The organism is Mycobacterium sp. E2989, from assembly GCF_001667595.1.
In the GTDB taxonomy this organism is placed as follows: domain Bacteria; phylum Actinomycetota; class Actinomycetes; order Mycobacteriales; family Mycobacteriaceae; genus Mycobacterium.
In genome coordinates this window covers 117,632-144,063 of the sequence record NZ_LZJX01000112.1, presented here as the reverse complement: position 1 = coordinate 144,063, position 26,432 = coordinate 117,632, and the positions used below count along the sequence as shown (strand labels likewise).

The 26,432-nt window shown below is 68.4% G+C and carries 30 protein-coding genes and 1 pseudogene; 6 read left to right on the top strand and 25 right to left on the bottom strand.

What is annotated here, in order from left to right:
• From A5680_RS20710 to fadD5, 4 genes and pseudogenes are all read right to left on the bottom strand, one after another.
• Window positions 1-221: pseudogene (locus A5680_RS20710) on the bottom strand (MCE-family protein MCE1A); the annotation flags it as partial.
• Between the two features lie 2 nt (window positions 222-223).
• Entirely contained in the window at window positions 224-1,093 is an 870-nt protein-coding gene (locus A5680_RS20705) for an ABC transporter permease (RefSeq protein ID WP_067822654.1), read from the bottom strand.
• Window position 1,094: 1 nt separating this feature from the next.
• Window positions 1,095-1,910: an ABC transporter permease gene (locus tag A5680_RS20700; RefSeq protein ID WP_055405531.1), complete on the bottom strand. Its 816-nt coding sequence runs from the start codon at window positions 1,908-1,910 to the stop codon at window positions 1,095-1,097.
• A gap of 272 nt (window positions 1,911-2,182) precedes the next feature.
• Window positions 2,183-3,799: a fatty-acid--CoA ligase FadD5 gene (fadD5, locus tag A5680_RS20695; RefSeq protein ID WP_067822652.1), complete on the bottom strand. Its 1,617-nt coding sequence runs from the start codon at window positions 3,797-3,799 to the stop codon at window positions 2,183-2,185.
• Window positions 3,800-3,960: 161 nt separating this feature from the next.
• Between fadD5 and A5680_RS20690 the strand changes: the two genes are divergently transcribed.
• Window positions 3,961-4,653 (top strand): GntR family transcriptional regulator, encoded by a 693-nt coding sequence (locus tag A5680_RS20690; RefSeq protein ID WP_082956184.1) that lies wholly within the window; start codon window positions 3,961-3,963, stop codon window positions 4,651-4,653.
• Window positions 4,654-4,658: 5 nt separating this feature from the next.
• On the opposite strand, the gene A5680_RS20685 is transcribed toward A5680_RS20690, so the two are convergent.
• Together A5680_RS20685 and A5680_RS20680 are read right to left on the bottom strand one after the other, a co-directional pair.
• On the bottom strand, window positions 4,659-5,099 hold the full coding sequence (locus A5680_RS20685; protein WP_055405533.1) for an SRPBCC family protein: 441 nt from the start codon (window positions 5,097-5,099) through the stop codon (window positions 4,659-4,661).
• A 95-nt stretch (window positions 5,100-5,194) separates the two neighbouring features.
• The gene (locus A5680_RS20680) at window positions 5,195-5,686 is read right to left on the bottom strand and encodes a thioesterase family protein (RefSeq protein WP_067822650.1); all 492 of its coding nucleotides are present in this window, start codon (window positions 5,684-5,686) and stop codon (window positions 5,195-5,197) included.
• Window positions 5,687-5,700: 14 nt separating this feature from the next.
• Between A5680_RS20680 and A5680_RS20675 the strand changes: the two genes are divergently transcribed.
• Complete coding sequence (locus A5680_RS20675) at window positions 5,701-6,810, top strand: alcohol dehydrogenase catalytic domain-containing protein (RefSeq protein ID WP_067822675.1); 1,110 nt, start codon at window positions 5,701-5,703, stop codon at window positions 6,808-6,810.
• A gap of 18 nt (window positions 6,811-6,828) precedes the next feature.
• Here A5680_RS20675 and A5680_RS20670 read toward each other — a convergent pair whose 3' ends face one another.
• The 8 genes from A5680_RS20670 to A5680_RS20635 form a co-directional block, all read right to left on the bottom strand.
• Window positions 6,829-7,557 (bottom strand): SDR family NAD(P)-dependent oxidoreductase, encoded by a 729-nt coding sequence (locus A5680_RS20670; RefSeq protein WP_067822647.1) that lies wholly within the window; start codon window positions 7,555-7,557, stop codon window positions 6,829-6,831.
• Window positions 7,554-7,952, bottom strand: a complete 399-nt coding sequence (locus A5680_RS20665) for a nuclear transport factor 2 family protein (protein ID WP_067822643.1) — start codon at window positions 7,950-7,952, stop codon at window positions 7,554-7,556. The genes A5680_RS20670 and A5680_RS20665 overlap by 4 nt, the downstream gene beginning before the upstream one ends.
• Window positions 7,942-8,685: an HpcH/HpaI aldolase/citrate lyase family protein gene (locus tag A5680_RS20660; protein ID WP_067822640.1), complete on the bottom strand. Its 744-nt coding sequence runs from the start codon at window positions 8,683-8,685 to the stop codon at window positions 7,942-7,944. The genes A5680_RS20665 and A5680_RS20660 overlap by 11 nt, the downstream gene beginning before the upstream one ends.
• Window positions 8,682-9,650, bottom strand: a complete 969-nt coding sequence (locus A5680_RS20655) for a zinc-binding dehydrogenase (RefSeq protein ID WP_067822637.1) — start codon at window positions 9,648-9,650, stop codon at window positions 8,682-8,684. Before A5680_RS20655 ends, A5680_RS20660 begins: the two co-directional genes overlap by 4 nt.
• A gap of 1 nt (window position 9,651) precedes the next feature.
• Window positions 9,652-10,863, bottom strand: a complete 1,212-nt coding sequence (locus A5680_RS20650) for a cytochrome P450 (protein WP_067822634.1) — start codon at window positions 10,861-10,863, stop codon at window positions 9,652-9,654.
• Entirely contained in the window at window positions 10,860-11,564 is a 705-nt protein-coding gene (locus A5680_RS20645; protein WP_067822632.1) for an NIPSNAP family protein, read from the bottom strand. The genes A5680_RS20650 and A5680_RS20645 overlap by 4 nt, the downstream gene beginning before the upstream one ends.
• Window positions 11,564-12,142: a hypothetical protein gene (locus A5680_RS20640; protein WP_055405099.1), complete on the bottom strand. Its 579-nt coding sequence runs from the start codon at window positions 12,140-12,142 to the stop codon at window positions 11,564-11,566. The genes A5680_RS20645 and A5680_RS20640 overlap by 1 nt, the downstream gene beginning before the upstream one ends.
• Before the next feature lie 131 nt (window positions 12,143-12,273).
• Window positions 12,274-13,443 carry a CaiB/BaiF CoA-transferase family protein gene (locus A5680_RS20635; RefSeq protein WP_067822629.1) on the bottom strand — a complete coding sequence of 390 codons (1,170 nt, stop codon included), beginning with the start codon at window positions 13,441-13,443 and terminating at the stop codon, window positions 12,274-12,276.
• Window positions 13,444-13,550: 107 nt separating this feature from the next.
• On the opposite strand from A5680_RS20635, the gene A5680_RS20630 reads away from it, so the two are divergent.
• Entirely contained in the window at window positions 13,551-14,237 is a 687-nt protein-coding gene (locus A5680_RS20630) for a DUF427 domain-containing protein (protein WP_055405097.1), read from the top strand.
• Here A5680_RS20630 and A5680_RS20625 read toward each other — a convergent pair.
• Genes A5680_RS20625 through A5680_RS20615 form a run of 3 tightly spaced genes read right to left on the bottom strand, consistent with a single transcriptional unit; the run spans window position 14,221 to window position 17,189 of the window.
• Window positions 14,221-15,372: an acyl-CoA dehydrogenase family protein gene (locus A5680_RS20625; protein ID WP_055405096.1), complete on the bottom strand. Its 1,152-nt coding sequence runs from the start codon at window positions 15,370-15,372 to the stop codon at window positions 14,221-14,223. The two genes, A5680_RS20630 and A5680_RS20625, sit on opposite strands and share 17 nt — an antisense overlap.
• Window positions 15,372-16,292: an LLM class F420-dependent oxidoreductase gene (locus A5680_RS20620; protein ID WP_067822626.1), complete on the bottom strand. Its 921-nt coding sequence runs from the start codon at window positions 16,290-16,292 to the stop codon at window positions 15,372-15,374. The genes A5680_RS20625 and A5680_RS20620 overlap by 1 nt, the downstream gene beginning before the upstream one ends.
• A gap of 15 nt (window positions 16,293-16,307) precedes the next feature.
• On the bottom strand, window positions 16,308-17,189 hold the full coding sequence (locus A5680_RS20615) for an acyl-CoA thioesterase II (RefSeq protein ID WP_067822623.1): 882 nt from the start codon (window positions 17,187-17,189) through the stop codon (window positions 16,308-16,310).
• Window positions 17,190-17,464: 275 nt separating this feature from the next.
• Between A5680_RS20615 and A5680_RS20610 the strand changes: the two genes are divergently transcribed.
• From A5680_RS20610 to A5680_RS20600, 3 genes are read left to right on the top strand one after another with little or no spacing between them, the layout of a single operon-like run.
• Window positions 17,465-18,283 carry an SMP-30/gluconolactonase/LRE family protein gene (locus tag A5680_RS20610; protein WP_067822620.1) on the top strand — a complete coding sequence of 273 codons (819 nt, stop codon included), beginning with the start codon at window positions 17,465-17,467 and terminating at the stop codon, window positions 18,281-18,283.
• Between the two features lie 16 nt (window positions 18,284-18,299).
• Entirely contained in the window at window positions 18,300-19,136 is an 837-nt protein-coding gene (locus tag A5680_RS20605; protein ID WP_067822617.1) for a thioesterase family protein, read from the top strand.
• Window positions 19,137-19,164: 28 nt separating this feature from the next.
• Window positions 19,165-19,701 (top strand): TetR/AcrR family transcriptional regulator, encoded by a 537-nt coding sequence (locus tag A5680_RS20600; RefSeq protein WP_055405091.1) that lies wholly within the window; start codon window positions 19,165-19,167, stop codon window positions 19,699-19,701.
• On the opposite strand, the gene A5680_RS20595 is transcribed toward A5680_RS20600, so the two are convergent.
• From A5680_RS20595 to A5680_RS20560, 8 genes are all read right to left on the bottom strand, one after another.
• Window positions 19,702-20,052, bottom strand: coding sequence for a hypothetical protein (locus tag A5680_RS20595; RefSeq protein ID WP_055405090.1), 351 nt, complete (start codon window positions 20,050-20,052; stop codon window positions 19,702-19,704). It abuts the gene before it with no gap.
• Window positions 20,053-20,082: 30 nt separating this feature from the next.
• Window positions 20,083-21,423, bottom strand: coding sequence for an FAD-binding oxidoreductase (locus A5680_RS20590; RefSeq protein ID WP_067822614.1), 1,341 nt, complete (start codon window positions 21,421-21,423; stop codon window positions 20,083-20,085).
• An 18-nt stretch (window positions 21,424-21,441) separates the two neighbouring features.
• The gene (locus A5680_RS20585; protein ID WP_067822672.1) at window positions 21,442-22,035 is read right to left on the bottom strand and encodes a DNA-3-methyladenine glycosylase I; all 594 of its coding nucleotides are present in this window, start codon (window positions 22,033-22,035) and stop codon (window positions 21,442-21,444) included.
• A gap of 18 nt (window positions 22,036-22,053) precedes the next feature.
• On the bottom strand, window positions 22,054-22,998 hold the full coding sequence (locus tag A5680_RS20580) for an aldo/keto reductase (protein WP_067822611.1): 945 nt from the start codon (window positions 22,996-22,998) through the stop codon (window positions 22,054-22,056).
• Complete coding sequence (locus tag A5680_RS20575) at window positions 22,985-23,737, bottom strand: cysteine hydrolase (protein WP_067822608.1); 753 nt, start codon at window positions 23,735-23,737, stop codon at window positions 22,985-22,987. The genes A5680_RS20580 and A5680_RS20575 overlap by 14 nt, the downstream gene beginning before the upstream one ends.
• Window positions 23,738-23,838: 101 nt before the next feature.
• Window positions 23,839-24,429, bottom strand: a complete 591-nt coding sequence (locus A5680_RS20570) for a TetR/AcrR family transcriptional regulator (protein WP_067822605.1) — start codon at window positions 24,427-24,429, stop codon at window positions 23,839-23,841.
• Window positions 24,430-24,468: 39 nt separating this feature from the next.
• Entirely contained in the window at window positions 24,469-25,209 is a 741-nt protein-coding gene (locus A5680_RS20565; RefSeq protein WP_067270071.1) for a glucose 1-dehydrogenase, read from the bottom strand.
• Window positions 25,210-25,225: 16 nt separating this feature from the next.
• Entirely contained in the window at window positions 25,226-26,326 is a 1,101-nt protein-coding gene (locus A5680_RS20560; protein ID WP_055405775.1) for a diacylglycerol kinase, read from the bottom strand.
• Between the last annotated feature and the right edge of the window lie 106 nt (window positions 26,327-26,432).

Genomic DNA, 26,432 nt, shown 5'->3' with positions numbered 1-26,432 from the left:
ACCCGGCCGATCTCCACGCCGTTGTAGGTGACCTTCGAGCCCGGATCCATCACCAGGCCCGCCCGCGACGCCAGCATGGTCAGCTTGGTCTTGGGCGTGAAGTTGCCGCGGAACTGCCCGTAGACCAGGACCAACGCCACCAGGGCGATGATCAACGCGGCGGCGCCGGCCAGCTTGTACGGCGGGTTCCGGGGTTTGTTGACCTTCACTGGGGATGACATGGCTACACCGTCAACGCGAAGTTTGGGTTGACGCCGTAGAGCGCCAACGCGGCGGCCAGAACGACGACCTGCACCGACACCAGCGAGAAACGCATCGATCGGCCGACGGCCTCTCCGACGCCGACGGGTCCGCCGCCGGCGTTGTATCCGTAGAAGCAGTGGGTGATCATCACGACCGCCGTGATGATGATGGCCTCGAGGAACGACCAGAACACGTCGTCGGGACGCAGGAACGTCCGGAAGTAGTGCTCGTAGGTTCCGTTGGACTGCCCGTAGAGCACCGTGGTGGTGATCTGCGGGGACAGGAACGACATGATCATCGCCAGCGCGTAGAGCGGGATGATGACGACCAGGCCGGCCATGATCCGGGTGGTCGCCAGGAACGAGATCGACTTGATGCCCATGACTTCCAGGGCGTCGATCTCTTCGCTGATGCGCATGGCACCCAGCTCCGCCGTGGCGCCGGCCCCGACGGTGGCGGCCATCGCGATGCCCGTGACAACCGGGGCGGCGATCCGCACGTTGATCAGCGCGGCGAAGAAGCCGGTGAACGCCTCGACGCCGATGTTGCCCAGCGACGCGAAGCCCTGGATGGCGACGAGCGAGCTACCCGACAGCGTCACGAAGCCGACGATCGCGACGGTGCCACCGATGACGGCCATGGCGCCCGTGCCCATGCCGATCTGGGCGATCAGCCGCAGGGTCTCCTTGCGGTAGTTGCGTAGCGCGTGCGGAACGTGGCTCAGGGCCACCACCCCGAACCAGGCCATCTGCCCGACGTCGTCGAGCCCGCGGGCGGCGGCGCCGCCGTAGCGGTTGAGGTTTTCGGCCGCCCGCGGGAAGCGGGCACGCAAGACGGCAGCGGTCGACATGTCAGTGGCCCGTTCCGAATCGCACACCGATGGTGGTCAGCACCACGTTGACCGCGTACAACGCGACGACGCAGAGCACGACGGTCTCGTTGACCGCGGTGCCCAGGCCCTTCGAACCGCCGCGCACGGTCAGCCCGCGGTAGCAGCCGACCAGCCCGGCGATCAGGCCGAAGGTCGCGGCCTTGACGGTCGCGATGACCACCTCGGGCAGGCCGGTGATCGTGGTCAGCGTGGCCAGGTACGCACCACCCGAGACGTTTTGCAGGTAGACGCCGAACAGGTAGCCGCCGACCAAGCCCACGGTGATCACCAGGCCATTGAGCAGCGTGGCCACCAGGGTCGCGGCGACCACCCGGGGAACCACCAGCCGGTGGATCGGGTCGATGCCGAGCACCTCCATGGCGTCGATCTCCTCGCGGATGGTGCGTGCGCCGAGGTCCGCGCAGATCGCCGTCGAGCCGGCGCCGGCGACCACCAGCACCGTGGTCAGCGGGCCGAGCTGGGTGACGGCGCCGATCGCCGCGCCCGCGCCGGACAGGTCGGCGGCGCCGAACTGGGCGAGCAGCACGTTGAGGGTGAAGATCAGCAGCACGGTCAGCGGAATCGAAACCATGATGGTCGGCAGGAACGCCACCCGCATTATGAACCAGCACTGCAGGACGAATTCGCGCCACTGGAACGGCCAGCGGAACAGAGCCCGCCCGGTCAGCACGCACATCCGGAAGAATCCCCCGATGAGCGTCAGCGGGGTGTCCAGCTGGTCGCGCAGGTAATTGACGAGGTAGGGGCCCTGCCGACCGGTCGACGTTGACGTCACCGCTGCCCCCTCCAGCTGGTACCGCGCGCCTGTCGGCGCCCCGGCAGATCGTGTAGCAAGCCTCGCCCCCTCGCCGCAACGCGACTGGGGATGCCCCCGCCTCGCCCCAACCCAACGTGTGTGACCATCGGCTCCCTACTGACAAGTAGTAACGGAGACCACAGGAATGTACCCGATGGCCTTGCACGTGTGAACTGCATCTGCACAATTAACCCTTCGCCAACAGCGGGCAAACGTTACAGTTTCCGTCAGCCTTCCTCTCGCCCCATGAATCATGTTGCCCTAGAACGGTTCTCGTCGATATTTGCGCTTCCGTAACGGATCCGTAGCTCAGTCTTGAGCACCTTGCCGGCCGGATTGCGCGGCAGGGCATCGACGATCTCGAGCGCCTTGGGATGCTTGTAGCGGGCCAACCGCTTGGTGAGGAATTCGTCCAATTCGTCCAGGAGTAGCTGATCGCCGGCGATGGCCGCGACCGCGATCGGCACCTCACCCCACTTCTCGTGGGCCCGTCCGATGACCGCGACCTCGACGATGTTGGGATGGCCGGCCAGAACGTTTTCCACCTCGGCGCAATAGATGTTCTCGCCGCCCGAGATGATCATGTCCTTCTTGCGATCCACCACCCAGACGTAGCCTTCCTCGTCCATCCGGACGAGGTCTCCGGAGTGGAACCAACCCCCCGCGAACGCCTCCGCCGTGGCCTCCGGGTTGTTCCAGTACCCGCTCATCAAAGTCGGTGCGCGGTAGACGATTTCGCCCACCTCGCCGATCGGAACGTCGTTCATGTTCTCGTCGACCACGCGGGCGGCAACGGTCGGGATCACCTTGCCCACCGAGCCACGTTTGCGGATCGCGTCTTCACCCAGCAGCATGCAGGTGACCGGCGACATCTCGGTCTGGCCGAACGCCGCGAGGATCTGGGTCCCGGGGAAGACCGAAGACATCTCGCGCAGCAGCGCGACGGGCGCCGGCGCGGCCCCCCACGACATCACCCGCAACCTCAGGTCGCGCGGACGCGCCTGTTGCTCGGCGCACACCGCCTGCCACTGCGCGGGGACCAGAAAGATGCCGGTGACCTTCTCCTCGGCCAGCACGTCGAGCAGCTGCCCCGGCTCGAACGCGCCCAGCGGGTAGATCACCGTGGGGATGCCGAGCAGCAACGACGTCAGCATGTTGCCGATGCCGGCGATGTGAAAGAACGGGACGCCGACGAAGCCGACGTCGCTGTTGATGTCGGCGCCGTTGGTGTACAGGCCCGTCATGGTCTGACCGGTCAGGTTGGTGTGGGTCAGCACGGCGCCCTTGGGGCGGCCGGTGGTACCCGAGGTGTACATGATCAGCGCGGGCGAATCGTTCGGGACGTCGACGGGCTCGTGCGCGCGGCCGGTCTCGTCGATCAGGTCGTCGTAGCCGAGCACGCTGTCGTCGCCCGCGCCGCCGGCCACCACGATCGTTTCCAGCAGTGGCTCGACGTCGCGAACCCCGGTGGCCACCGGGGCGAGAACCGATTCGGTGATGAGCACGCGGGCTTCGCAGTCCTGCACCAGGAACGCGATTTCGGCGGCGGTGAGCCGGAAGTTGAGCGGGACCGCGATGGCGCCGAGCGCGTTGATCGCCAGCACCGACTCCATGAACTCGGGGCGGTTGAGCATCAGCACCATGACCCGATCGCCGAAGCCGACTCCCCGACGGCTCAGCGCATCGGCCAGCGCCGAAACCCGGCCCTGCAATTCACCCCACGTCGTGGTCTTCCCCAGGAAACGCAGTGCTGCCGCGCCCGGCTGCATGAGGGCATGCCGTTCGAGCTGGTTCACCCAGTTCTGGCGCCGGGCCAGATACGGCTGCTCGGTCGCCTGCGCCAGATGGCTCGCTAATTGCGCGGTCAACTCAAGCCTTTCCCTTCACTCGCGCACCGCTTGCGCCAGGTTGATATTTGATAAAACATGGTGTTGTCTGGGTCACATTATGGCCTTAACGCCCAGCTGACAAGCCCCGACCGAAGTTTCAAACCAACCTCCGCGACGCCCCGAAAGCCCTGGCAGCCCCCGTGAACGCACCGATATCCACGCGACTGAGGAGGCGACGGCCACTGCGCCGGGCACAGCTGTCCGATGAGGTCGCGGGCCACCTTCGGGCGGCGATCATGTCCGGGGCGTTGCGGCCGGGAACGTTCATCCGACTCGACGAGACCGCGGCCGAGCTGGGTGTGAGCGTCACGCCGGTGCGCGAAGCGCTGCTGAAGCTGCGCGGCGAGGGGATGGTGCAGCTCGAACCGCACCGGGGTCACGTGGTGCTGCCGCTGACGCGCCAGGACATCGAGGACATCTTCTGGCTGCAGGCCACCATCGCCAAGGAGCTGGCGGCCGCGGCCACCGATCACATCACCGACGCCGAGATCGCCGAGCTCGAGCGCATCAACGAGGCGCTCGCCGCGGCGGTGGGGTCCGGCGACGCCGAGACGATCGCGGGCATCGAGTTCGCGTTCCATCGGGTCTTCAACCAGGCGAGCGGGCGGATCAAGCTGGCCTGGTTCCTGCTCAACGCCGCCCGCTACATGCCGGTGCTGGTGTACGCCGCCGACGAGCAGTGGGGCGCGGCCGCCGTCGACAATCACCGCCAGCTGATCGCCGCGCTGCGCCGGCGCGACGCCGCCGCGGTGATCGAGCACACCGTGTGGCAGTTCACCGACGCGGCGACCCGGCTGACCGAGCTGCGCGACCGCACCGGAATCTTCGACTGAAGCCGCTAACCGGAGGCAAGCTGCTCGGCGCGCCGCTTCAGGGCTTCGGCGAGGTGGTCCAGCACGTTGCCGACGAGCTGCTTGACCATCGGCGCGGGAACCGGCATCGAGGTCTCCACGTCTAAGTCCACCGTCAGCAGGCTCGAGTTGCCCATCTCCACCACGCTGAACAGCTGCTCCTGCTTGGTGAACAGGTCGCCCTGCTGCAGGACGGTCTGGATCTGGTTCTCCCCCGGGTAATACACGGCCTGGATGAACATGCTCTGCATGCCCTGGTAGTCGGTGTCGAGCCGCAGCTGGCTCGGGCGCCCGTCGTCGTAGCGGGCGAGCACCCAGAGGCCCTTGATCTCCTCGTTCCACTGCGGGTAGGCCTCGAAGTCGGCGACGATCGCCATGATCGAGGCGGCGTCGGCGTTGACCTCGACGGTCTTGCTCATAACGGGCATTGGCGAAGCATAGCCGGGCGCTCGACGCGCCCCCCAGAGCGCAGGTGGCACGGCGATTTCGCGCGAAAGTCCCGGTGCCGCGGGCGATCTCGGGATTACCGGTCCACCCGCGCCGTCGACAGCAACGAGCGGATGGCGTCCGGAATCTCGACCGGCTTGCGACTGGTCCGGTCGACGTAGACGTGCACCCAGTGGCCCAGCGCGGTGATGGGCTGGGCCCGCCCGCCCTGGGCGGACCGGACCACGCCGAGCCGGTAGGTCACGCTGCTGCGACCCAGCCGGGTCACCGCCAGGCCCACCGCGAGGTCCTCCGGGAAATGCAGCTCGGAGAAGTACCGGCAGCCCGACTCGGCGACGATGCCCAGCGCGGGCGTGGTGAGCGGGTCCAGCCCGGTGCTGGTGTTGATCCAGGCGTTGATGGCGGTGTCGAACAACTGGTAGTACACGGCGTTGTTGAGGTGGCCGAACATGTCGTTGTCGGCCCACCGGGTTCCGACCGGCCAGATGACCGGGAAGTCGTCGCTGGTGAGCCCGTCCGGCGCCGGCGGTACCACCGGAGCCGGCGAGGCAGGCGGTTGGCGAACCATGGTTGTATTCCAGCATGGTTCGGATTCGGGGTGCCGTGCTGGACCGGATCGGTCTGGCCCGCCCGTACGCCGAGTCCCGGCCCATCCGCGTCGTCGATCTCGAGTTGGACCCGCCGGGCAGCGGCGAGGTGATGGTCCGCATCGAGGCGGCCGGCGTGTGCCACTCGGACTTGTCGGTGGTCGACGGCAACCGGGTGCGCCCGGTGCCGATGCTGCTCGGCCACGAGGCGGCCGGGATCGTCGAGCAGGTCGGCGACGGTGTCTCCGACCTCGCGATCGGTCAGCGGGTGGTGTTGGTGTTCCTGCCGCGGTGCGGCCATTGCGCCGCCTGCGCGACCGGGGGCCTGACGCCGTGCGAACCGGGCAGCGCGGCCAACGGCGCCGGGACGCTGCTCGGCGGGGACATCCGGCTCAGCCAGGCCGGCCACCGGGTCTACCACCACCTCGGCGTCTCGGGTTTCGCGACGCACGCGGTGGTCAACCGGGCCAGCGTGGTGCCGGTGCCGCCCGACGTGCCGCCCGAAGTCGCCGCGCTGCTGGGCTGCGCGGTGCTGACCGGTGGCGGTGCGGTGCTCAACGTCGGCGACCCGCGGCCGGGGCAGACGGTCGCCGTTGTCGGCCTCGGCGGTGTCGGCATGGCCGCGGTGCTCACGGCGCTCACCTACGACGACGTGCGCGTCATCGCCGTCGACCAATTGCCCGAAAAGCTGACCGCCGCAAGGGCCCGGGGCGCGCACGAGGCATACACCTCGCAGCAGGCCCTCGACGGCGGCGTCAAGGCCGCCGTGGTCATCGAGGCCGCCGGCCATCCCGCCGCGCTCGAGACGGCCATCGCCCTGACCGCGCCCGGCGGCCGCACCATCACGGTCGGGCTGCCGCCACCGGCTGCGCGAATCACCGTGTCGCCGTTGGGTTTCGTGGCCGAAGGCCGATCGCTGATCGGCAGTTACCTGGGTTCGGCGGTGCCCAGTCGCGACATTCCCCGGTTCGTCGCACTGTGGCAGTCGGGCCGGCTCCCGGTGGAGGCGCTGGTGTCCTCGTCGATCCGGCTGGAGGCGATCAACGAGGCCATGGACAACCTCGCCGACGGCACCGCCGTGCGCCAGCTCATCAGGTTCGACTAGCGCTACCGCGGGTGCGGCTCATCGGATCTGCACGCATTGGCCGCCGTCGACGACCAGTTCGGCGCCGGTGATGAACGACGCCGCCTCGGAGACCAGGAACGCGACCGCGTCGGCGATCTCGCGGGGCTGGCCGATCCGCCCGAAGGCCGACGACGCGGCGAGCCGTAGTTGGGTGGCGTCGTCGAGCATCGGGGTCGCGATCGGCCCGGGAAAGACGGCGTTGACGCGAATGCCGAGGGGCGCCAGTTCGGCGGCGGCGTTCTGGGTCAGGCCGCGAAGCGCCCACTTCGCCGAACCGTAGGCCGCGTGGTGCGGGAAGGGGCGGATGGCGCCGGTGCTGCAGATGTTGACGATCGCGGCGTTGGTCGCCGCGCGGAGGTGCTCCAGTGCCGTGTGGATGCCCAGGAATGCACCGAAACAGTTGACCCGCCAGGAGTTTTCGAACGCATCCGCGGTCTCGTCCGCCAGCGACGCCCGGTGCAACGCGCCGGCGTTGTTGACCAGCGTGGTCAGCGCCCCGAACCGGTCGACCACGGTGCGCACGGCCTGCTCCCACAGCGATTCCGAGGTGACGTCGAGTTCGACGACGATCACCTCGTCGTCGCTCAATTCAGCGACCAGGGCGGTCAGGTCGCCCGCGCGCCGATCACACGCGGCCACCGAATAACCCTCCGCCCGGAGTTTTTTCGCGATGGCCCAGCCCTGTCCCCCGGCCGCCCCGGTCACCAGTGCGACGCGTTCATTCATGACGATGTGACCTCGGGGGCGTCGGAAAGGCCTCGGCTGGTGACGAATTGGCATCGGCGCCGGCGGAAAAGCCACCGCCCGTCGGTGCGGGCCAGCTCGTCGTCGTACAGCGCGGGTCGGAGGTTCTGGTCGACCGCCCGGACGAACAGCACCTGCGACCGGGCCGTTGCCGTGTCGTCGTGGACGTCGATGCGGGACACCCCGGTCAGGTGCAGACCCCGCGGGGCATCCCGGAACATCTTGCCGATGCCGTCGTGCCCGGCGAACGTGCGCCCGTAGACCAGGAATTCGGCGTCCGGGGCGAACAGGCGCAGGCAGGCGTCGATGTCGTTGGCGTCCAGCGCCAACGCGTAGGCGTCGATCAGTTCGCGGATCGCGGCCCGGTCATCCGTCATGCTTGGCCTCGCGCAGGTGTTCCGCGGCTCCCCGGCGCAGCGCAACCGATTCGGCCGCCAAGGTGATCATCGAGAACCCCAGCTTCGCCATGGCGCGGCCCGCGGTGCCGTCCCCCGCGTGGACTCCGCTAACCAGTCCGGCGGCATCCGCCGCCCGCCGGATGCGCACGATGGCGTCCAGCACGATCGGATCACTGTGCGCCCCAACCACATCCACGCCTAGCGAAAGGGCCAGGTCCGCGGGTCCCACGTAGAGCCCGGCTAGCCCGTCGACGGCGCAGATCTCGTCAACGGCTTCCAGCGCCGCGGCGGTCTCGATCATCGCGAACACGCTCACCCGGGCTTGAAGCGCGGCGGTGTCGCGGCCGAGGTCGGCGCGCAGCGGGCCGAAGCTGCGGATGCCCGCCGGCTGGTAGCGGGTGGCGGCCACCGCCGCGGCGGCCTGTTCCGCGGACTCGATCATCGCGATGACGACGGCGTCGGCGCCGGCGTCCAGCACGCGCCCGATCGGTGCCGGGTCGGCGTTGGGCAGCCGGACGACGGTGCCGATGGGCAGGTGTTCGGTTCGGCGCAGCATGCCGGCGATGTCGGCGTCGTCGAGGTAGCTGTGTTGGGCGTCGAATCCGACGTAATCGTAACCGGCCCTGCTGAATTCGTCCGGGCCGATGAGGCTCGGGCCGGTGATCCAGCCGCCCCAGATCGGCGTCTGCTTATCGCCCTTGAAGACGCTCACCCGGCGATCGCAATCTTGACACGCTTCGGGTCGGGCCGGCAGGCCAAGTCGAACGCGGCCTGCGCGTCCTCGATCCCGAAGGTGTGCGTGAGATACGTGCCGAGCAGCTCCGGATGTTCGGCGGCGAACTTGCCGGCGAGCTCCAGCATCCGCCGGCGGTCGAGTGTCACACCAGATTTCAGGGTGAGGTTGTTGCGCAGCATCAGGCGCATGCTGATCGGGTAGGCGTCGTCGTCGGCCACGCCGAAATACAGCACGGTGCCGCCGAACGCCGCGGCCTCGATCGCGTGCCCCAGGGTGGCCACCTGATGGCCGACCGCCTCGATGACGACGTCCGCGCGGTCCGCGGCCACGAGCCGGCTCACCCACCGGTCGCTGGTGGCGCGCACCACCTCGTCGACGCCGAAAGCGGTTGCGAAGCCTGATCGGTCGACGGGGTCGACTCCAGTGACGCGCCGCGCGCCGGCCGCCTTGGCGACATAGGAGAAAAGCAGGCCGATCGATCCCTGGCCGATGATCGCCACATGCCTGCCGGTGAGGTCGGGCAGCTGCTCGAGGGCGTACAGGACGCACGCCAGCGGTTGCAGGCCGACGGCCTGGGCCGGGGTAAGTCCCGGGTCGTATGGGGCCAGCCCGCTGCCGTCGCTGATCACCCGCTCCATCAGGCCGTCGAAGCCGGACGCCCAGCCCACCACGCGGTCGCCCGGACGGTGCTCGGGATGGCGGCTGGCGATCACCTCGCCGGCGATTTCGTGGATCGGGAAGCCGTCCTTTTCGGCGGCGCTAACGCCGTCGTCGCCCGGGAGCCGTCCCTTGGCGCCCCGAAAGGCCGGCATGTCGCTGCCGCAGACGCCGGCGGCCAAAAACCGTAACAGCACCTGGCCTTCGGCCAGATCCTCGGGCGTCTTCTCGGCGACCGACGTGCACTCCAACACATATGGGGCGATGATCCGGTAGGACCACACGTCAGACCTCCACCGGGATCTTGTTCCATCCCCACTGGAAGCTGGACGGCAGCCGGGTGGCGGCGTCGCCGTCGACGGCGAAGTCCGGCACCCGGCGCAGCCATTCGGCCAGCAGCACATCGATTTCCAGCCGGGCCAGGTGGTAGCCGATGCAGAAGTGCTGGCCGCGTCCGAACGCCAGCGAACGGCGGATGGGCCGGTCCCAGATGAACTCGTCGGGTTCGGCGTATTCGCGTTCGTCGCGGTTGGCCGAGGCCAGCAGGGTGATGACGCGCTGGCCGGGCTCGATCGTTCGCCCGTGAATCGTGTACGGCCGCCGGGCAGTTCGGGCGAACCACTGCGCCGGCGCGCAATAGCGGATCATCTCCTCGCGTGCGATCGGCACGTTGGTGCCGGGGTCGGCGCACACCGCGGCCATCTGGCCGGGTCGCTGACTGAGCTCCCACAGCCCGTGCGCGACGATTTTGGGCACCGTCTCCGTCCCGCCGATGAAGATGCAGAGCATCTGCGTCGCGACCTCCGCGTCGGACAGCGCGCTGCCGTCGGGCAACCGGTAGCGCAGCAGGCCATCGACCACCGGCAACTCGGTCCCGGATGAGTCGGCCCGCCGGCGCTCGACCACTGGCGTGAGGTATTCGAGGTAGTTGGGCCGGGCCTGCGCGGTGTCGACGCCCTCACCGGGCTCGGCCAGGCTGCCGGCATTGACCGCGGCGAGCACTTGGGGCGCGAGATCGTCTGGTAAGCCCAGCAATCCGCACACCATCGACGCCGCGACGATGCCGCCGTACTCCTGCGTCAGGTCGAACGAACCGCGCGGCAGCAGCTCATCGAGGCGCTCATTGGCGAGCGTACGGATCCTGGCTTCGAGCCCGGCGACCGACCTCGGACGCAACGGCGCCGAATGCGCGCGGCGGATCTCGGCGTACAGGTCCGTGTCGAACACCGCGTGGAAGGGCAGCGGGTGCAGCGGCGGGTCGTCGAGCGGCCCGTCGTTGTGGGAAGCCAGCACCGAGGCCGGGGGCAATGTACCTTCCGTCGCGACGAACGTGCCGTCGTTGACCTCCAACACCTGCCAGATGTCCTCGAAGCGGGACAGCGCGAAGGTGTCCCACTGCGGCATGTAGTACACGGGGTACTGGTCGCGCAGAATTTGGTAGTAGGGCAATGGGTTTGCCATTACCTGTGCGTCGAACGGGTCGTAGGAGAAGCTCACTGCAGCGGCGAGGGCGGTAGGGCCTGCAGGATCGAGTCCTCCCAGCCATCGCGCAGGGCGGGCGCCACGCTCATCCACGTGACGATCTCGGGAGGCGGGCTCTCCTTCCACGAGGGGTAGTGGTTGGCGAAGCATTCCCAGCCGCCGTCGAGCGCCCAGTAGTGGATGACCTCGTTGTAGCGGAAGGTCGTGGTGAACGAGCCCAGCCAGCGTTTGCCGGTCCGTTCCGACCATGGAACGTAGAGGCGCTCCAGTTCGCGGATGTAGTCGTCCTGACGCCCGGGCTTGGTCTGCATGATCTCCTGAATCACCAGCGGCGCGGTGAAATTCGCGTCGCGCAGCTGGGCCAGGGTCTTGTTGCTGGGCCCGGGGTACATGATGCGGCCCTCCCCCGCCGCGCCGGCGTCGGCCAGGAACGCCGACCATTTTCCGGCCGCGGCCTCGTGGCTGCCCCCGCGGGCCTGCGCCGCGCCGATGCGCGCGTAATCGGCGAATCCGTCGATCTCCCAGATGATCGTCACCTGCGGCCAGTGACCGTTGTAGGGCGTCGTCTCCCAAATCGCGAACAGCCGCGCGCCGAGCTCCTCCATCATCGGCCGGTAGGTGTCGGAGAAGACCTCGGTGAAGCGCTCGGTTCGGCCGGTGCCCAGCGAGATGGTCTCGTGCAGGTAGAGAAGCGTGTGCCGGTAGTACTTCTTCATCAGTCGAGCCGGACCAGCCCCGAGTCGCCGCGCGCGCAGGTCGCCAGGTCACAGAGCAAGGTCTCGGTGGAATAGACCGTGGGACAAGCCATCCCGGCCGCAGCCAGCGCGTGGCCCTTGAATCGGCGCGCGGCCGCACTGAGCGCGTACTGCGCCCGGGCCACCCCGCGATCCACCCGCAAGGGCCAACCGGACGGCGCGTGGCCCCACAGCGTGACTTCGGTCAGCCGGTCGTCCAGCGACGCCAGCACCCTGTCGCGCACGCGCGCATCCGCAATGAACGCCTCGGCGCTGACCGCGAGGCTCTGGCTCGCCGGGCCGAGCATCGCGAATTGCTCCTCGAGGTCCAGCGCCCGCACACCGAGGATGCGCAGGGATCGGTCGTCGCCCGCGTCGGGCAGCAGCACCGTCACCTGCCAACCGGCCATGGCGCGGTCGTACAGCCAACCCCCGGCCGATTGGACGACGTCGAGGGCGCTCACCGCGATGACGTCGAGCCGGTATCCCAAACGTTCCCGGCCGGCTCCAGCGGCATCGACCCGGGCGCCTTGGCTGATGTCGAACGTTGACGTGACCATTCAATCCGTTCCTCACCGCCGCGCGGGGATTGGCGCTTACGGCAACGCTTGTCCTGGGCTGGGTGCCGCCTTGCGCGGCTCACCGGACAGCGTGACACTTAGGACGATATTTGTAAAGGAGCGACCGGTGGTCACAAGCCCCGGCGAGCCTTGAGCTCGGCGAGCACCTCCTCGGTGTGCTGCCCGAGTTCCGGTGCCGCAGAACGGGGTGCCCACGGGGTGCCGTGGAAATCGGCCGGGGTGGCCACCATCGGAACGATGGATTCACTGTCCGGCACGTCGACGATGCCGCCCGCGGCGTGGAATTGCTCGTCGGCCACCACGTCCTCGAGCGAGTTGACCGGTGACCAGAAGAAGTCCGGTTCACCGGAAAACGCCTGCGCCCATTCGTCGAGTGTGCGGGTGGCAAAGATGGCGTCGAGTTCGGCGATCAGCTCCGCCGCGTTGACGAAGCGCGCGTACGCGTCGCCGAACCGGGGATCGGTCAGCCACTCCGGATGGCCGACGACGCGACACAGCGGGGGCCAGTGCCGGTCGCCTTCGAGCCCGACGATCCAGAATCGACGCCCGTCGGCGGTCGCGTAATTGTTCATGCACGGGTTGCCCATCGCCTCGCGTTGCCCGACCGCGATCGGCTGACCGGTCAGCAGATAGGTGTTCAGGTCGAAGCTCACCGTGTAGGCGCCCTGGCGGTACAGCGAGGTGCTGACCAGTTGGCCGGTCCCGGTGCGGGCGCGGGCAACCAGCGCCGCGCAGATCGCCGCGGCCAGCGTCATGCCGGCCGAGTGATCGCCCATGCCGCCGCGCTGGAACGGCGGCGTGTCACCGGGCCGGGTGAGCAGATGTGCCACCCCGGCCCGCGACCAGAACGCGGCGACGTCGTATGCGGCGCGGTCGGCGTCGGGCCCGGTGTCGCCGTATCCGGTGATCAGCCCGTAGACCAGGCGGGGATTGCGCGCCGACACCGATTCGAAGTCCAGTCCGAGGCGCGACAGCGCGCCGGGCCGCACGTTCGTCACGAAAACGTCAGCGTCGGCGAGCAATTCGAACGCGGTGTCGCGGCCCGACTCCTGCGCGAGGTCCAGCACGACGCTGCGCTTGGAGCGGTTGTCCATCTCGAAAGGCGGGTTGACGCCGAGGTCGCAGCCCAACATCCTGCCGAACATGCGCCCCGGGTCCCCGCGCGGCGGCTCGATCTTGACGACGTCGGCGCCCCAGTCGGCCAGGATGCCGCCGGCGGCCGGCCCGGCCACCCAGACCCCGAGCTCGACGACCTTGACGCCCTCCATTGGTCCCGCCATGGCTAAGTTCCTACTCCGCGCTCTTCGAATGTCACGCCGGCGTGACGGTCCATTGCCAGTGCCACGCTAGCGTGACGGTCGAAGGCGTGGGCGATGGAAGGAGCACCATGAGCCTCGTTGCCGGACGTGGTCCGCTCAGCAGTGATCCGGCCGGGCGGTTCTCCCCCGCCATACCGGACGGCGTCGTGTTCGTCGAGCCGCACCCACGGCGCGTGCAGGCGATCCAGGACGGGCGCCTGGTGATCGACACCGAGCGGGCGCTGCTGGTGCACCGGCGGGGCCGGCCGCTCAGCTACGTTTTCCCGGCCGACGCGGTCGCCGACCTGCCCACCGAACCCGAGCCGGAGGCGCCGGGCTTCGTGCACGTGCCGTGGGACGCCGTCGACACCTGGCTGGAGGAGGGACGCGAGCTCGTGCACTATCCGCCGAATCCCTACCACCGCGTCGACTGCCGGCCGACGAGGCGCCGCCTGCGCGCCAGCGTCGGGGGCGTCACGCTGGTAGATACCGATGACACCGTTATCGTGTTCGAAACGGCCTTGGAGCCAAGGCTTTACGTCGATCCGACGCACGTGCGCACCGACCTGCTGCGCCGCACCGACACGGTGACGTATTGCAACTACAAGGGCTTCGCCACCTACTGGTCGGCCGTCGTTGACGATCACGCGATCGACGACATCGCCTGGAGCTATTCGGATCCGCCACCCGAAAGCCTGCCCATCAAGGGCTTTTTGAGCTTCGACCTGGCCCGGGCCGACGTCGTGGCCGACCTGCCGCTCACCCGCCGTAGCTAGGGCGTCCCAGCTTCAGCTCGTGCTGGGCGATCATGTTGCGGAACACTTCAAGGGTGCCGCCATAGATGCCGAGCGGCAACGAGAGCCGGTAAAGGTGTTCCGCCGCACCGTCGGTGGCGGAGCCTTCGGTTTCGGTCGGCAACGCCGAGGCCGAGCCCATGATGTCCATCAGGTCACCGGTGATGTCGCGCATCGTCTGCGCGACCGCGACCCGGCCGAACATTCCGGGCGATGACAGCGACGCCTCCATGCGCGCGACGGCCCGTCCGAGCCGGTACTTCACCGACTCGTCGTCCGTCGCCGAAACGACGGCCGCGACGGCGTCGATCACTTCGGCCATCAGGTCGCCGTGCGCCGCCATCGCCGCGACGTATTGCAGCCCATGGTCTTCCGGGTCCACGATGCCGTGCTCGGAGTCCAGCGCCGCGCGCATCACCGTCCAGCCGCCGTTCACCTCGCCGATGCGGTAGACGTCGTCGACGCGGACGTCGCTGTAGTAGACGATGTTGGTGCGGTCGCCGTCCAGCGTCCGGATGCCCTGGATCTCGATGCCCGGCGTGTCGAGGGGCACCAGGAACATCGTCAGGTTCCTGTGCTTGGGGCCCTGGGGGTCGGTGTTGGTGAGCAGGAAGACGTACCTGGCGTTCTGCGCGTTCGACGTGAACATCTTGGAGCCGTTGATAATCCACGCATCGCCGTCGCGCACCGCGCGCGTCTTGCAGGTGGCGACGTCGGAGCCGCCCTCGGGCTCGGTGTAGCCCAGACACAGCCGGATCTCGCCGGCCAGCACGCCCGGGATGACCTTGTCGGCTAACTCGGGCACCCCGAACTGCCGCACCAGCTTGGCGACGACGGACGTGGTGCCCCAGTGATACCAGGGGGTGTGGGCGCGGGCGATCTCGAGCTGGAATATGCGTCGGCGCACCGGGCTGAAGCCGCCCTCGGCCTCCAGCTTCCAATCAGATGCCAGGTAGCCGGCCTCGCCGAGCGCCAGATGCACCTCCTCGTCGAAGTTTTCGCCGAACTTCAGCTGCCGGTGCAGCACTTCGTCGGTGACGTGCTTGGCGATGAACGCCCGGGTCTCGTCGCGGAAGGCCTGGTCCTCCGGGGAGAGTTCGACGCGGGAGAAGTCCATCAGGCCGCGTCGATCACGAGGGTGCGGAATCGGTCGAGGGTCTCGAGCGCGTGGGTGATGCTGTCTCCGGGCAGGTGCACGCTCACCCAGGTAACCCCAACGCCCGCAAGCTTTTCCAAGCCGGCGAGGTAGGCGTCGGCGTTGAATGAGTCGTCGGCGGGGCTGCCGCCCTCGAAGTTCGCGAAGGTGATGTCGATGGTGGACCAGTCGCGGCCCGCGGCATCGCACCGTCGCCGCAGATCGTCGATGCCTTCGGTGAGCCGCGCCACGGAGTCGATCACCGCGGTGCCCGCCGTCTGGGCCAACTGGGGAGGGGCGGGGAATGGGCACCAGCCGTCGCCGTATTGCGCCACGCGCTGGCGCGCCGACGAGGTGTTGCCGCCGATCCAGATCGGCGGGTGCGGATCGCTCAGCGGGAGGGGGTGCGCGGTGATCCCCCGCGCGCTGAAATGCTTGCCCTCGAAGGTGATGTCGTCGCCGGCCCACACCGCCCGGATCACCTGCAGTGCTTCCTCGAACAGCTCGGCCCGCTCGTCGTAGCTGACACCGAGCGCTGCGAATTCCCGCTTCAGATAACCCACACCGACCGCGAGCGTGAAGCGGCCGCCGGAGAGCAGGTCCAGTGTCGCGCCGGACTTGGCCACTACGAACGGGTTTCGATACGGCAGCACCACGATGTTGGGGATCAGCCGCAGCGTCGTCGTCGTGGCCGCCGCGAAACCCAGCGCGACAAAGGGATCCAAAGCGTCATGCCCACCGGCTTGGAGCCACCGCTGCGACGGCGCCGGGTGGTCGGTGAAGCCGAACCCGTGAATGCCGGCCGCCTCGGTGGCCGCGGCCACCTTCGCGATGCCGTCCCCGCTGACCAACTCCGGGTTGTACGGGTGGCTGTGCATCGGATGGGTGATGGTGAAGTGCATGACCGCGGCCCGCCGTCAGAATCGCGCGCGGGAATCGATCGCCGTGTCGGTGGTGCGCAGCGGCCGGATCAGCGCCTCCTGGGCGAACGAGCACAGTAGCTCGCCCGCCTCGGAGTGCACGGTGCCGCGCACGTACGACATCCCCGCGCCGACCTGGGTGCTCTCGTGGGTGTAGAGCAGCCAGCCGTCCCAGCGCACCGGTTCGTGGAACGCCACCGAGATGCTCATCGGTGCGGTGGACACGGTCAGGTGCGCCTGGGCGGTGCCGATGCCCTCGTGCGGTCGCATCGTCGTGGAGATGCCCAGGTGGCCGGTGAAGTACGCGAGCAGCGCCTTGGCCAGGTCGTCCCGTTCCGGGATCGGGTCGTAGTGCAGCCACGCGTACAGCTCGGGTGGCCCGACCTCGTCGGGGCTGTTCACGTCGACGACGTCGACCAGGCGCAGTTCGCGGCCCACCATCGGCATCGGCGAGGGATTGGCGTCCGCGGGCCCGGTCACGTCGGGGCGCGGCAGGTGGTGGCGGATGACGTCGCCGGTCGGCACGTCGGCCAGCACCGAGATGCTCAGGCAGCGCCGCCCGTTCTGGTGGACGGCGACCACCGCCGTGGCGGTGGACCGGCCCTCGGCGACGACGTCGAGGACGAGTTCGATCGGCGGGCCGACGGTCACCGCGCGGGAGAACACCGCGTGCGCCGAACGCACCGACTTGTCTCCGAACCGTTTGGCCACCGCCACGATCGCCTGGGCGAGCACCTGGGTGCCCTCCACCACCTGACGTTCGTCGCCGCCGGCGATCCCGGTGTCGCCGGTGAACCGGTCCGGCCCGTCGGCCCGCACGTCGAACAGGTCCAGCAGGCCCTGCACGGTCCACTCGGTCTGCTCAGATTCCGTGGTCAAGTCGGGTCCACCTCTCGGCTAGCAGCTCACGGCTCAGCGTGACACTTTGCGTAGGATTTGTAAAGCTTGGCTAACAAGGTGGTGACTCGGTGGACCGCCGGCTCGATGGGACACCCAGGGGCGCAACACAATTGGGCGGCGCCTCCCGCGGTTGCGCATCCGCGTTCATGGGGCCCGCGGGGACCGGCCGTCGCCAGATTGACACCGGCACCCGCGGTGCATGACACTTTGGCGGTGTTTTGTAAAGCGGAAGCCGTGGTCAAAGGCGTGACCGGATGATTCCCGAACCGCTGGCCAACAGCTTCTGCTTCGGCGAGGGGCCACGCTGGTTCGAGGGGCTGCTGTGGTTCTCCGACATGCTGGGCGAGGCGGTCCACACCTCGACCATGGGTGGCTCGCTCACGACCTTGCCGCTGCCCGGGCACTCGCCCTCCGGCCTGGGTTTCCGCCCGGACGGATCGCTGCTGATCGTCTCGGCCGACGACCGCAAGGTGCTGCGCTACGACGGTGAATCCGTGGACACCATCGCCGATCTCACCGAACTCGCGCCGGAAAACCTCGGGGACATGGTGATCGACGACGCGGGGCGCGCCTACATCGGGTGCCAGGCGCGGCACGGCGGGCGCATCATCCGCCTCGATCCGGACGACAGCGCCACCGTCGTCGCCGAAGACCTCGACTTTCCCAACGGCATGGTGATCACCCCGGACCGCGCCACCCTGATCGTCGCCGAGTCGATCGGCCGCCGGCTGACCGCGTTCACGATCGACTCCGACGGCGGCCTGGCCGACCGGCGGGTTTTCGCCGAGGGTCTGGACGGGCCGCCCGACGGCATCGCGCTCGACGCCGACGGCGCGGTGTGGGCGTCCATGACGCTGGCCCACCAATTCGAGCGGATCGTCGAGGGCGGGGCGGTGACCGACCGCATCGACATGGGCGAGCGGGTAGCGATCGCCTGCGCGCTCGGCGGCCCCGAGCGGCGCACGCTGTTCCTGTTGTCCAGCACGGACGCCTATCCCCAGCGGCTGGTCGGCACCCGGCTGTCCCGGCTGGATGCGGTCACGGTGACGACTCCCGGCGCCGGCCTGCCCTGAGGAAAGGTTGACGACGATGTCCGACTCCTATTACGAGCTAGTCGACGGCGCCGATCCGCTGGGCGAGAAGTTCCGGGCCACCGACCTGGCGCGGGGCACCTGGTCGGCCGCGATTCAGCACGGCGGGCCGGTGTCCGCGCTGCTGGTGCGGGCGCTCGAGCGGTGCGAACAGCGCGACGACACCCGCCTGTCGCGCGTCGTCATCGACCTGTTGGGCGGGGTGCCGGCCGAGGGGGACCTGTGGGTCGGGTCGCAGGTGCAGCGGGGCGGCAAGCAGATCGAACTGGTCACCGCCGAGATGCTGGCCCCCGGCCCCGATGGCGAGCCCCGGCCGGTGGCGCGCGCCAGCGGCTGGCGGCTACAGACGTTGGACACGCGCGCCGTGGCCCACGCCGCGCCCGAAATGCCGCGGCCGCGCGGCGAGGCGCGCAACCGCAACCTGAAGGCGCGGGATTGGGACCGCAACTACGTGCACAGCCTGGACTGGCTGTGGCTGACCGAACCGCTGAGCGAGGGGCCGGGCGAATCGTGGATCCACCCGACCGTGGACCTGGTCACCGGCGAGAGCATGACACCGCTGGAGCGGCTGTTCGCGGTGGCCGACTGCGCCAACGGCATCGGCAGCAAGTTGGACATCACCCGGTGGACCTTCCTCAACACCGACCTGGCCGTGCACGTGTTCCGGGTTCCCGACGGGGAGTGGATCGGGATCCGCGCCGAGACGAACTATGGCCCGGACGGCATCGGGACCACGGTCGGCACGTTGTTCGACGAGCAGGGGGCGGTGGGCGCCATCCAGCAGTCCGTGTTGGTGCGGCCGAGACCGCCCAAGCCTGGCCGGGAGGCGAAATGACGGTGAACGACTTCGTAGAGTTGCACTTATGAGCAGTCCGGCCCAGACCGCAGAGCCCGACACCTCGACGCGGCAGCGCATCCTCGATGCCACCGCCGAGGTGCTCGGCCGCAACGGCAAGACCAAGCTCAGCCTGTCCGACGTCGCCGCGCAGGCCGGGGTCTCGCGCCCGACGCTGTACCGCTGGTTCGCGTCGAAAGAGGAGCTGCTGTCGGCCTTTTCGAGTTACGAGCGACAGATCTTCGAAAGCGGCCTGGTGCGGGCCACCGCGGGGTTGAAGGGCGTCGACAAGCTCGACGCCGTGCTGCGGTTCATCGTGGAATACCAACATTCGTACTCCGGGGTGCGCATGGTCGACGTCGAGCCCGAACACACCATCGCCCAGTTCGGTGGGGTCATCCCGCAGATGCGGGAGGGCCTGCAGCGCCACCTGCCCGGACCCAACGCCGCGGTGAAGGCGGCGACCGTGATCCGGATCGCGATCTCGCACTACATCGTGCCCAGCGACGATGCCGATCAGTTCCTGGCGCAGCTGCGGCACGCGGTCGGGATCAAGGGTTCGTGATCAGTCGAGCCGCACCGCGACCTTGACGCGGCCCTTCTCGTCTCGGCTGGCGATCGCGTGTCCGGTGCGGTCCGCGCCGTCGAAGTTCAGCAGCGTGATCGGCCCGCCCGCGCCGAGAAAGTTTCGCCACCATGTCTTGCTATCGGGCGACATGACGTTGATGACGATGCCGTCGCCGGAACGGCGATACCCGACCGGGGTCTGAATCGTCTTGCCCGAACGCCTGCCGACGTAGCGGATCTTGATCAGCCCGCGTCGTACCAGTCGCCCGACGACGGGCGCGTCGATCATGCCATTGAAGAAATTGTTGACGATTCGGTTGACGGGTGTGTCGAAGATCCCGGATGCCATGGACGCCAGCGTATGTCAGGCGACCTCCGGCTAGTCGAAGAGCACCGCGGCGTTGAGGTAGCCGGTCGGGTCCAGCGCGGCCTTGATGGTCCGCATCGCCGCGATGTCCGCCAGCTCGCGTGACATGCCCATGTAGTGCCGCTTGCGGGTGCCGACGCCGTGCTCGGAGCTGACGTTGCCACCGGATCGCGCGATCAGTTCCATCATCGGCTCGTAGAGTGCCCGCTCCCGGTCGACCGGGCAGCGCAGCACGTTGAGATGCAGGTTGCCCTCGCCGATGTGGCCGAACAGTACGGGCAGCGCATCCGGCGCGTGCGTCCCGACCAAATCGACTGCGGCTCGGGCGAATTCGTCGATCGACGACAGCGGCAACGAGACGTCGAACTTCAGCGGCGGCCCGTACACGCCGAGCACCTCGGCGAGCGACTCGCGCAACTGCCACAACCGTTGCTGCGCAGCCACATCCACGCCGACCGCGGGCGCGGAGCACATCCGCGCTCCGTCGAGCAGGTCGGCGAGCCGGTCCGTCTGGTCCTGGTCGGCGGCGAGTTCCACCAGCAGCAGCCAGTCGCCGTCGACGGGGGCACCCACGCCGACGTGTTCGCCGGTGAGCGCGGCGGCCCGGCCGTCGATCAATTCCAGCGCCGCTATGCCGTCGGTGTCCCGGAACGTCCGGCCCGCGTCCACCAGCGCCGCCAGGTCGTCGAACCCGCACACCGCCGTCACCCGCCGCGCGGGGGTGGGGTGCAGGCGCAGATCCAGCGAGGTGATCACGCCCAGGGTGCCCTCGGCGCCGACGAACAACGCCGACAGGTCGTAGCCGGTGTTGTCAAGGCGCACCCGGCTGTGCCGGCGCAGCAGCGAACCGTCGGGCAGGGCGACCTCCAGGCCGACGACCTGTTCGCCCATGTTGCCGTAGCGGACCGTGCGCAGCCCGCCGGCGTTCGTCGACGCCATCCCCCCGACGGTCGCCGTGTCCCGGGCGGCCAAATCCACGCCGAACAGCAGGCCCGCGCCGCCCGCGGCCCGCTGCACCGCGGCGAGTGTGGCGCCGGCGCCCGCCCGGATCCGGCGCTCGACGGTGTCGACGTCATCGAGGGCGTGCAGCCGCTCGGTGGACAGCAGCACGTCGTCGTGCTCCGGGACGGTGCCGGCCACCAGCGAGGTGCGCCCGCCCTGGACGGTGACGTGCGCCCCCGCGTCCCGGCACAGCCGCAACACCGCGGCGACCTGCTCGGCCGAACCCGGGCGCACCAGCGCGCTCGCCCGGCCCCGATAACGACCGGTGTGGTCGACGCTGCGGCCCGCGAGCACGTCGGGATCGGTGACGACGTGGTTCGATCCCACTACCTCGGCCAGGCTACGCAGCATGCTCGCGGTTATAGCACCTCACGCCGGAGCCCGGAAACAGCCCTCGAAATGACCGTTTTCAATCCCGACGGTCTGCATGAACGAGTGGGCGACCACCGGCCCAACCATGCGAAAACCCGCTTCTCGCAACGCCGTTGACAGCTGGTGCGATTCCGGACTCACCATCCGGCCATCGCTGAAGGTTCGCAGCCGATGGTGCCTGCGGGGTTTATGCTGCCAGGCCAGACGCGCCAGCGACTGTGTCGACAACAGGCGGGCGTTGTGCCGCGTGGCTTCGATCTTGCCTCGATGGCGGATGATCGAGGTGTCGGCCATCAACCGTTCGACGTCGTTGGGCGTCATTGCTGCGACCGCGCCCGGGTCGAATAGGTGGAACGCCTTGCGCAGGTTGTCCCGCTTGTCGAACACCGTCGCCCACGACAGGCCGTTCTCGAAGTACGTCAGCGCCAGCGCCTCGAAGAGGACGGCCTCGTCGCGCGTCGGTGTTCCCCACTCGTGATCGTGGTACGCGGTCAGGTCGCGGCCCGTTTCGGTGGCCCACCGGCAGCGGATGACGCCGTCGGGACCGGAGATCACGCTGGCGAGGTGGGTCGGCACGCCGACGCCGGCCATCGCCCTCACGCCGCCACCCTAGCCCCGGGGCACCTCGGCGAATCCCGGTTCGCCCGCCTCCACAACGGAGTTGAATCGGATCCGAGTGTCGAGACGTTCGCTGATCTCGCGCATGGCGCTGTCGGGAAGCGCTGTGACATCCAAGTTCTCGCGAATGCGTGCCGGTGAAACGGATGCGGTCAGGACGGCGCTGCCACGCTGGATGCCCCAGGCCAAAAGTACTTGCGCGGGCGTCTTGCCGAGTCGTCGCGCGATCGATACGACGAGAGGGTCGTCGAGCAGCCGCGGTTCCAGTGCGTGGCCGAGCGAGGCGAATGCCAGCAAGACGACGCCGTCGGTCTCGCGCATTTCGTGGAGTTCCCATTGGGGGTGATACGGGTGCGACTCGACTTCCACGACCGCCGGCTTGATGCGCGCGGTCTCGAGGATCTTTCTGGTCCCGTCGGCGTCGATGTCCGAGAGGCCTATCGCCCGCGTAAGACCCTCGTCTACAAGGTCTTCCATCGCCGCCCAGGTTTCCGCGAGCGTGACCCCGGCGTCGTAGACGACGGCCCCATGGATGTCACGGGGGTCTTGGTCGTCGCCCGGCTTGAACGCGAACGGGGTATGCACCAAATACAGATCGACCGCGTCGAGTCCGAGCCTGTCCAGACTGGCCCGCAGGGCGGGCCGCACCCGTTCCGGTCGATGGTTGTTGTTCCACAGCTTGGTGGTCACGAACAATTCCTCGCGGCGGACCGTTCGTTGCGCGAACAGCTCTTTGAGTGCCGCGCCGACCTCGGCTTCGTTCCGATACCGCTCGGCGGCGTCGAGGTGACGGAACCCCGCTTGGACCGCGGTCTTGACGGCATCACGGGTCTTGGTGTTGTCGGACAGCGAGGTGCCGAACCCGAGCGCCGGGATCGCGCCGCTTCCGTCGTTCAGCGCGAACCTGCGTTGACTGAGACTTTCATTGGGTGCCATGGCGTTCGGACTCCTTTGTTTTCGACGGATCGCCGCGCTTGGTCAGCTGGGCGACGGCTTCGGACGTGGTCCAGACTGCGCTGGCCAGGAATCGGAAATTCACCAAAGCGGCGAGGTAGCCGTCGCATTCGGGTAGGCGCGGGCCGGCCGTGGCGTCCTTGACGACGGCGACCTCGAAGCCCTGTTCGATGAGTTCGCGCAGGTGGCCTTCGACGCACAGGTTGGCGGCCATCCCCGCCAGGACGACCTGGCTGACCCCGCGCTTGCGCAGCTGAAGCACCAGGTCGTTGGATTCCGGGCCGACGATCTTGTGGGGTGAGGCGATGACGGTCCGGCCGTCGTGAATGTGGGTGCGGAAGGCCGGCAGGAAGTCGGCGCCGGAGCCCACGAATCCGTCTGTCGTGTAGGCGCTTTGGCGCGCGAACATGCCGACGGAGTCCATGAACTTCTCGAGCGGATCACCGAACCGCCACTGCTTGTCGGTGGGGAAGAAGTAGTGCGGCGAGACCGCGACGGTGATGCCCGCCCGCTTCGCGGCGTCGAGCAACTCGCCGATATGGGCGACGACGTCGTTGTCCTGGACGCCGTCGCCGAACACCTGCCATCCGGCGCCTGCCGGGCTGAGGAAATCGATCTGTGGATCGGTGAGGACCAGCGCGGCGCGATCGAGGTCGAGTACGAAGCCGGAAGCGGGCAGCTCAGGCTGCTGGGGGTCGGCGTCTCTGGTTGGCTCTGGCATGCCACGTCCTCGGGGTCGGAAGGGGTGGACCTCTCGATAATAAATGACCAGTCGTCTATTTAACAAGCGCCGCCGGCTGAACCATTCCGGCGCCGGCCGCATCAGTGCAGGAGCGCCGGGACCGTGGTCGCCTCGAATCGGTCGTACGGGGCCCTACTGCGGGTCACCTTGCCTCGCAGGGCCGCACCTTCCCACGCCTCGATCAGTTGGGAGGAGAGTTCGGTAGCCGGGAGGTCGCGGCGGACGCCGCCGGAACGCCCCTGTCCGGACCGCACACAGTCGGTGAGGGCCGCGCCCCAGCGATCGAGGATGCGCACGAGTTCGGCGCGCACCGGTTCGCTCGAACCGCCCAGCTCGAGCGACAGGTTGCCGATCAGGCAGCCAAGCAAAAAGTCGCCGGCCTCGTGCTCGTCGGCAAGGGCATGGAAGAAGCGGGTGATCCGGTCCTGCACCGGCCCGGCTTCGTCGAGGATCGGCAGCAGGCGCGCCTCGATGTCGGTCCAGTAATGCTCGAGGATCGCCGCCGCGAACGCTTCCTTGCTCGGGAAGTACGCGTAGAACGACCCCTTCGGGACGCCCGCCGCGTCGGTGATGTCTTTGACGCCGCTCGCCGAGAATCCCCGCGCGTGCACCAGTTCACGGCCCGCGGCAAGCAGGCGGCTCCGCACTTCGGGATTCGGGGGACGCGGCATGCCTCGATGTTAGCCGACCGGTCACCTATCTTCGCCGGGCTAAAACTCCTTGTGTGGCACGTCGGTCACCAGGCCGCCGTCCATCACGAACTCGCTACCGGTGGAGTAGGACGATTCGTCGCTGGCCAGGAACAGGATGAACGTCGAGACCTCCCGCGACTCGGCCGGACGGCCGAGCGGAATCGTCACCATGTCCTCGGGCAGATGCTGGGTCATCGGGGTGCGGATGAAGCCGGGGTGCACGGAGTTGACGCGGATGTTGTGCGGCGCCAGCTCCAGCGCCGCGGACTTCGCCAGCCCGCGCACCCCCCACTTGGACGCCACGTACGGGTGCACCATGGGCGCGCCGCGCAGGCCCTCGATCGAGGACACGTTGATGATCGAGCCGCCGCCCGCCGCGATCATCGGCTCGACCGCCGCGCGCATCCCCAGGAAGGTTCCGGTCAGGTTGACGTCAATCACCTTCTGCCACTTGGCCAGATCGAAACTCTTCAGCGGCCCGAGCGCGACGGTCCCGGCGTTGTTGACCAACACGTTGAGCTTGCCGAATTCGCTCACGGCGGTCTCGACGGCCGCGTCCCACTGGTCGGGCTGGGTCACGTCGAGGTGGACGTACCGGACCGAATCGCCGATCTCGTCGGCAACCGCCTTGCCCTCGTCGTCGAGGATGTCGCCGATCACCACCTTGGCGCCCTCGGACGCCAGCAGCCGCGCATGCTCGGCGCCCATCCCCCGGGCGCCCCCGCTGATCAGCGCAACCTTGCCTTCTACCCGTCCCACAGGGACTCCTTTCGATTTAGGTGCTCACCAAAGTGCTTGGTGCGTAAAGGCCTTTGCCGGTCACCAGCGGCAGGTCCAGCGTCGTGCGGATGCCGGGCGGTGCCGCGATGACGGCGGGAATGGCGTTGACGATGCGACCCGCGGCGCCGGCGATCGCGGCGTGGTTGTGGTCGCCCTTGCGGCTGCTCGGAATGATGTCGACGGCATAAGACGGCTCGCCGGTGATCTCGATGCGGTACGAGCCGTCGCCGGACGCGGGCTGGGGCAGATCGGGTCGCAGGTCCGGCCGCAGCCGGGTCACGTGCTCGATGACGATGGCGGGGTGGCCGTCGACCATGCCGCGGATCTCGAACTGCAGCACGGCCACGGTGCCCTTGGCGACGCGTCCCACCGCGATGTCGAAATCCTCCGGCGCCGGCTCGCGCTGGTAGGACTCGGTGATCTCGTCGACCTCGATGCCCAGCCCGGCCGCCAGCTGACGGATCGCGGTGCCCCACGCGATGGACAGGATGCCCGGCTGCAGCAGCATCGGGATTTCGTCCATGGGTCGGCCGAATCCCATGTAATGCATCACCTCTGCGCCGGCGTAACTGGCGTAGTCGTGAATCTCCATGCAGCGCACCTGCTCGACGCGCTGGCAGGTCCCCGCGAGCGCGAACGGGATCAGGTCGTTCGCGAATCCGGGGTCGACACCGCTGATGAAAATGCTGGAATTCCCTTGCCTGGCAGCGTCTTCGACCCGGCCGATGTACTTCTCGGGCATCACGCCCCACGGGTATTGCAACAGCCCGGGCGAAGAGCCGACGACATTGACGCCGGCGGCCAGGACGCGCATGACGTCGGCCATCGCGTCGGGCAGCCGGGTGTCGCCCATGGCGCAATAGACGACACACTCGGGCTGGGTGGCGAGCAGGGCGTCGAGGTCGGAGACGGCCGTGACACCGGTGACCACACCGGGCTCCAAACCGACGCCGCACAGTTCGCCGGCGTCCTTACCGACCTTCTCGGGGGTGGAGACACACACCGCGGTCAACTCGAACTGGGGGTTGGTGATGAGTTCGGCGAGCGCCAACCCTCCGACGTTTCCGGTACCGACGTGCGCGACGCGGATCGCCATGAGAGTCTCCGTTCGTTGAGCGCTCAAAACTTTTCTAGACAGTAGTCCATTAAATTCGCGGCGCATACCGGCGGACCGGTCGCGGTGACGCGGGCAGAATGACTGA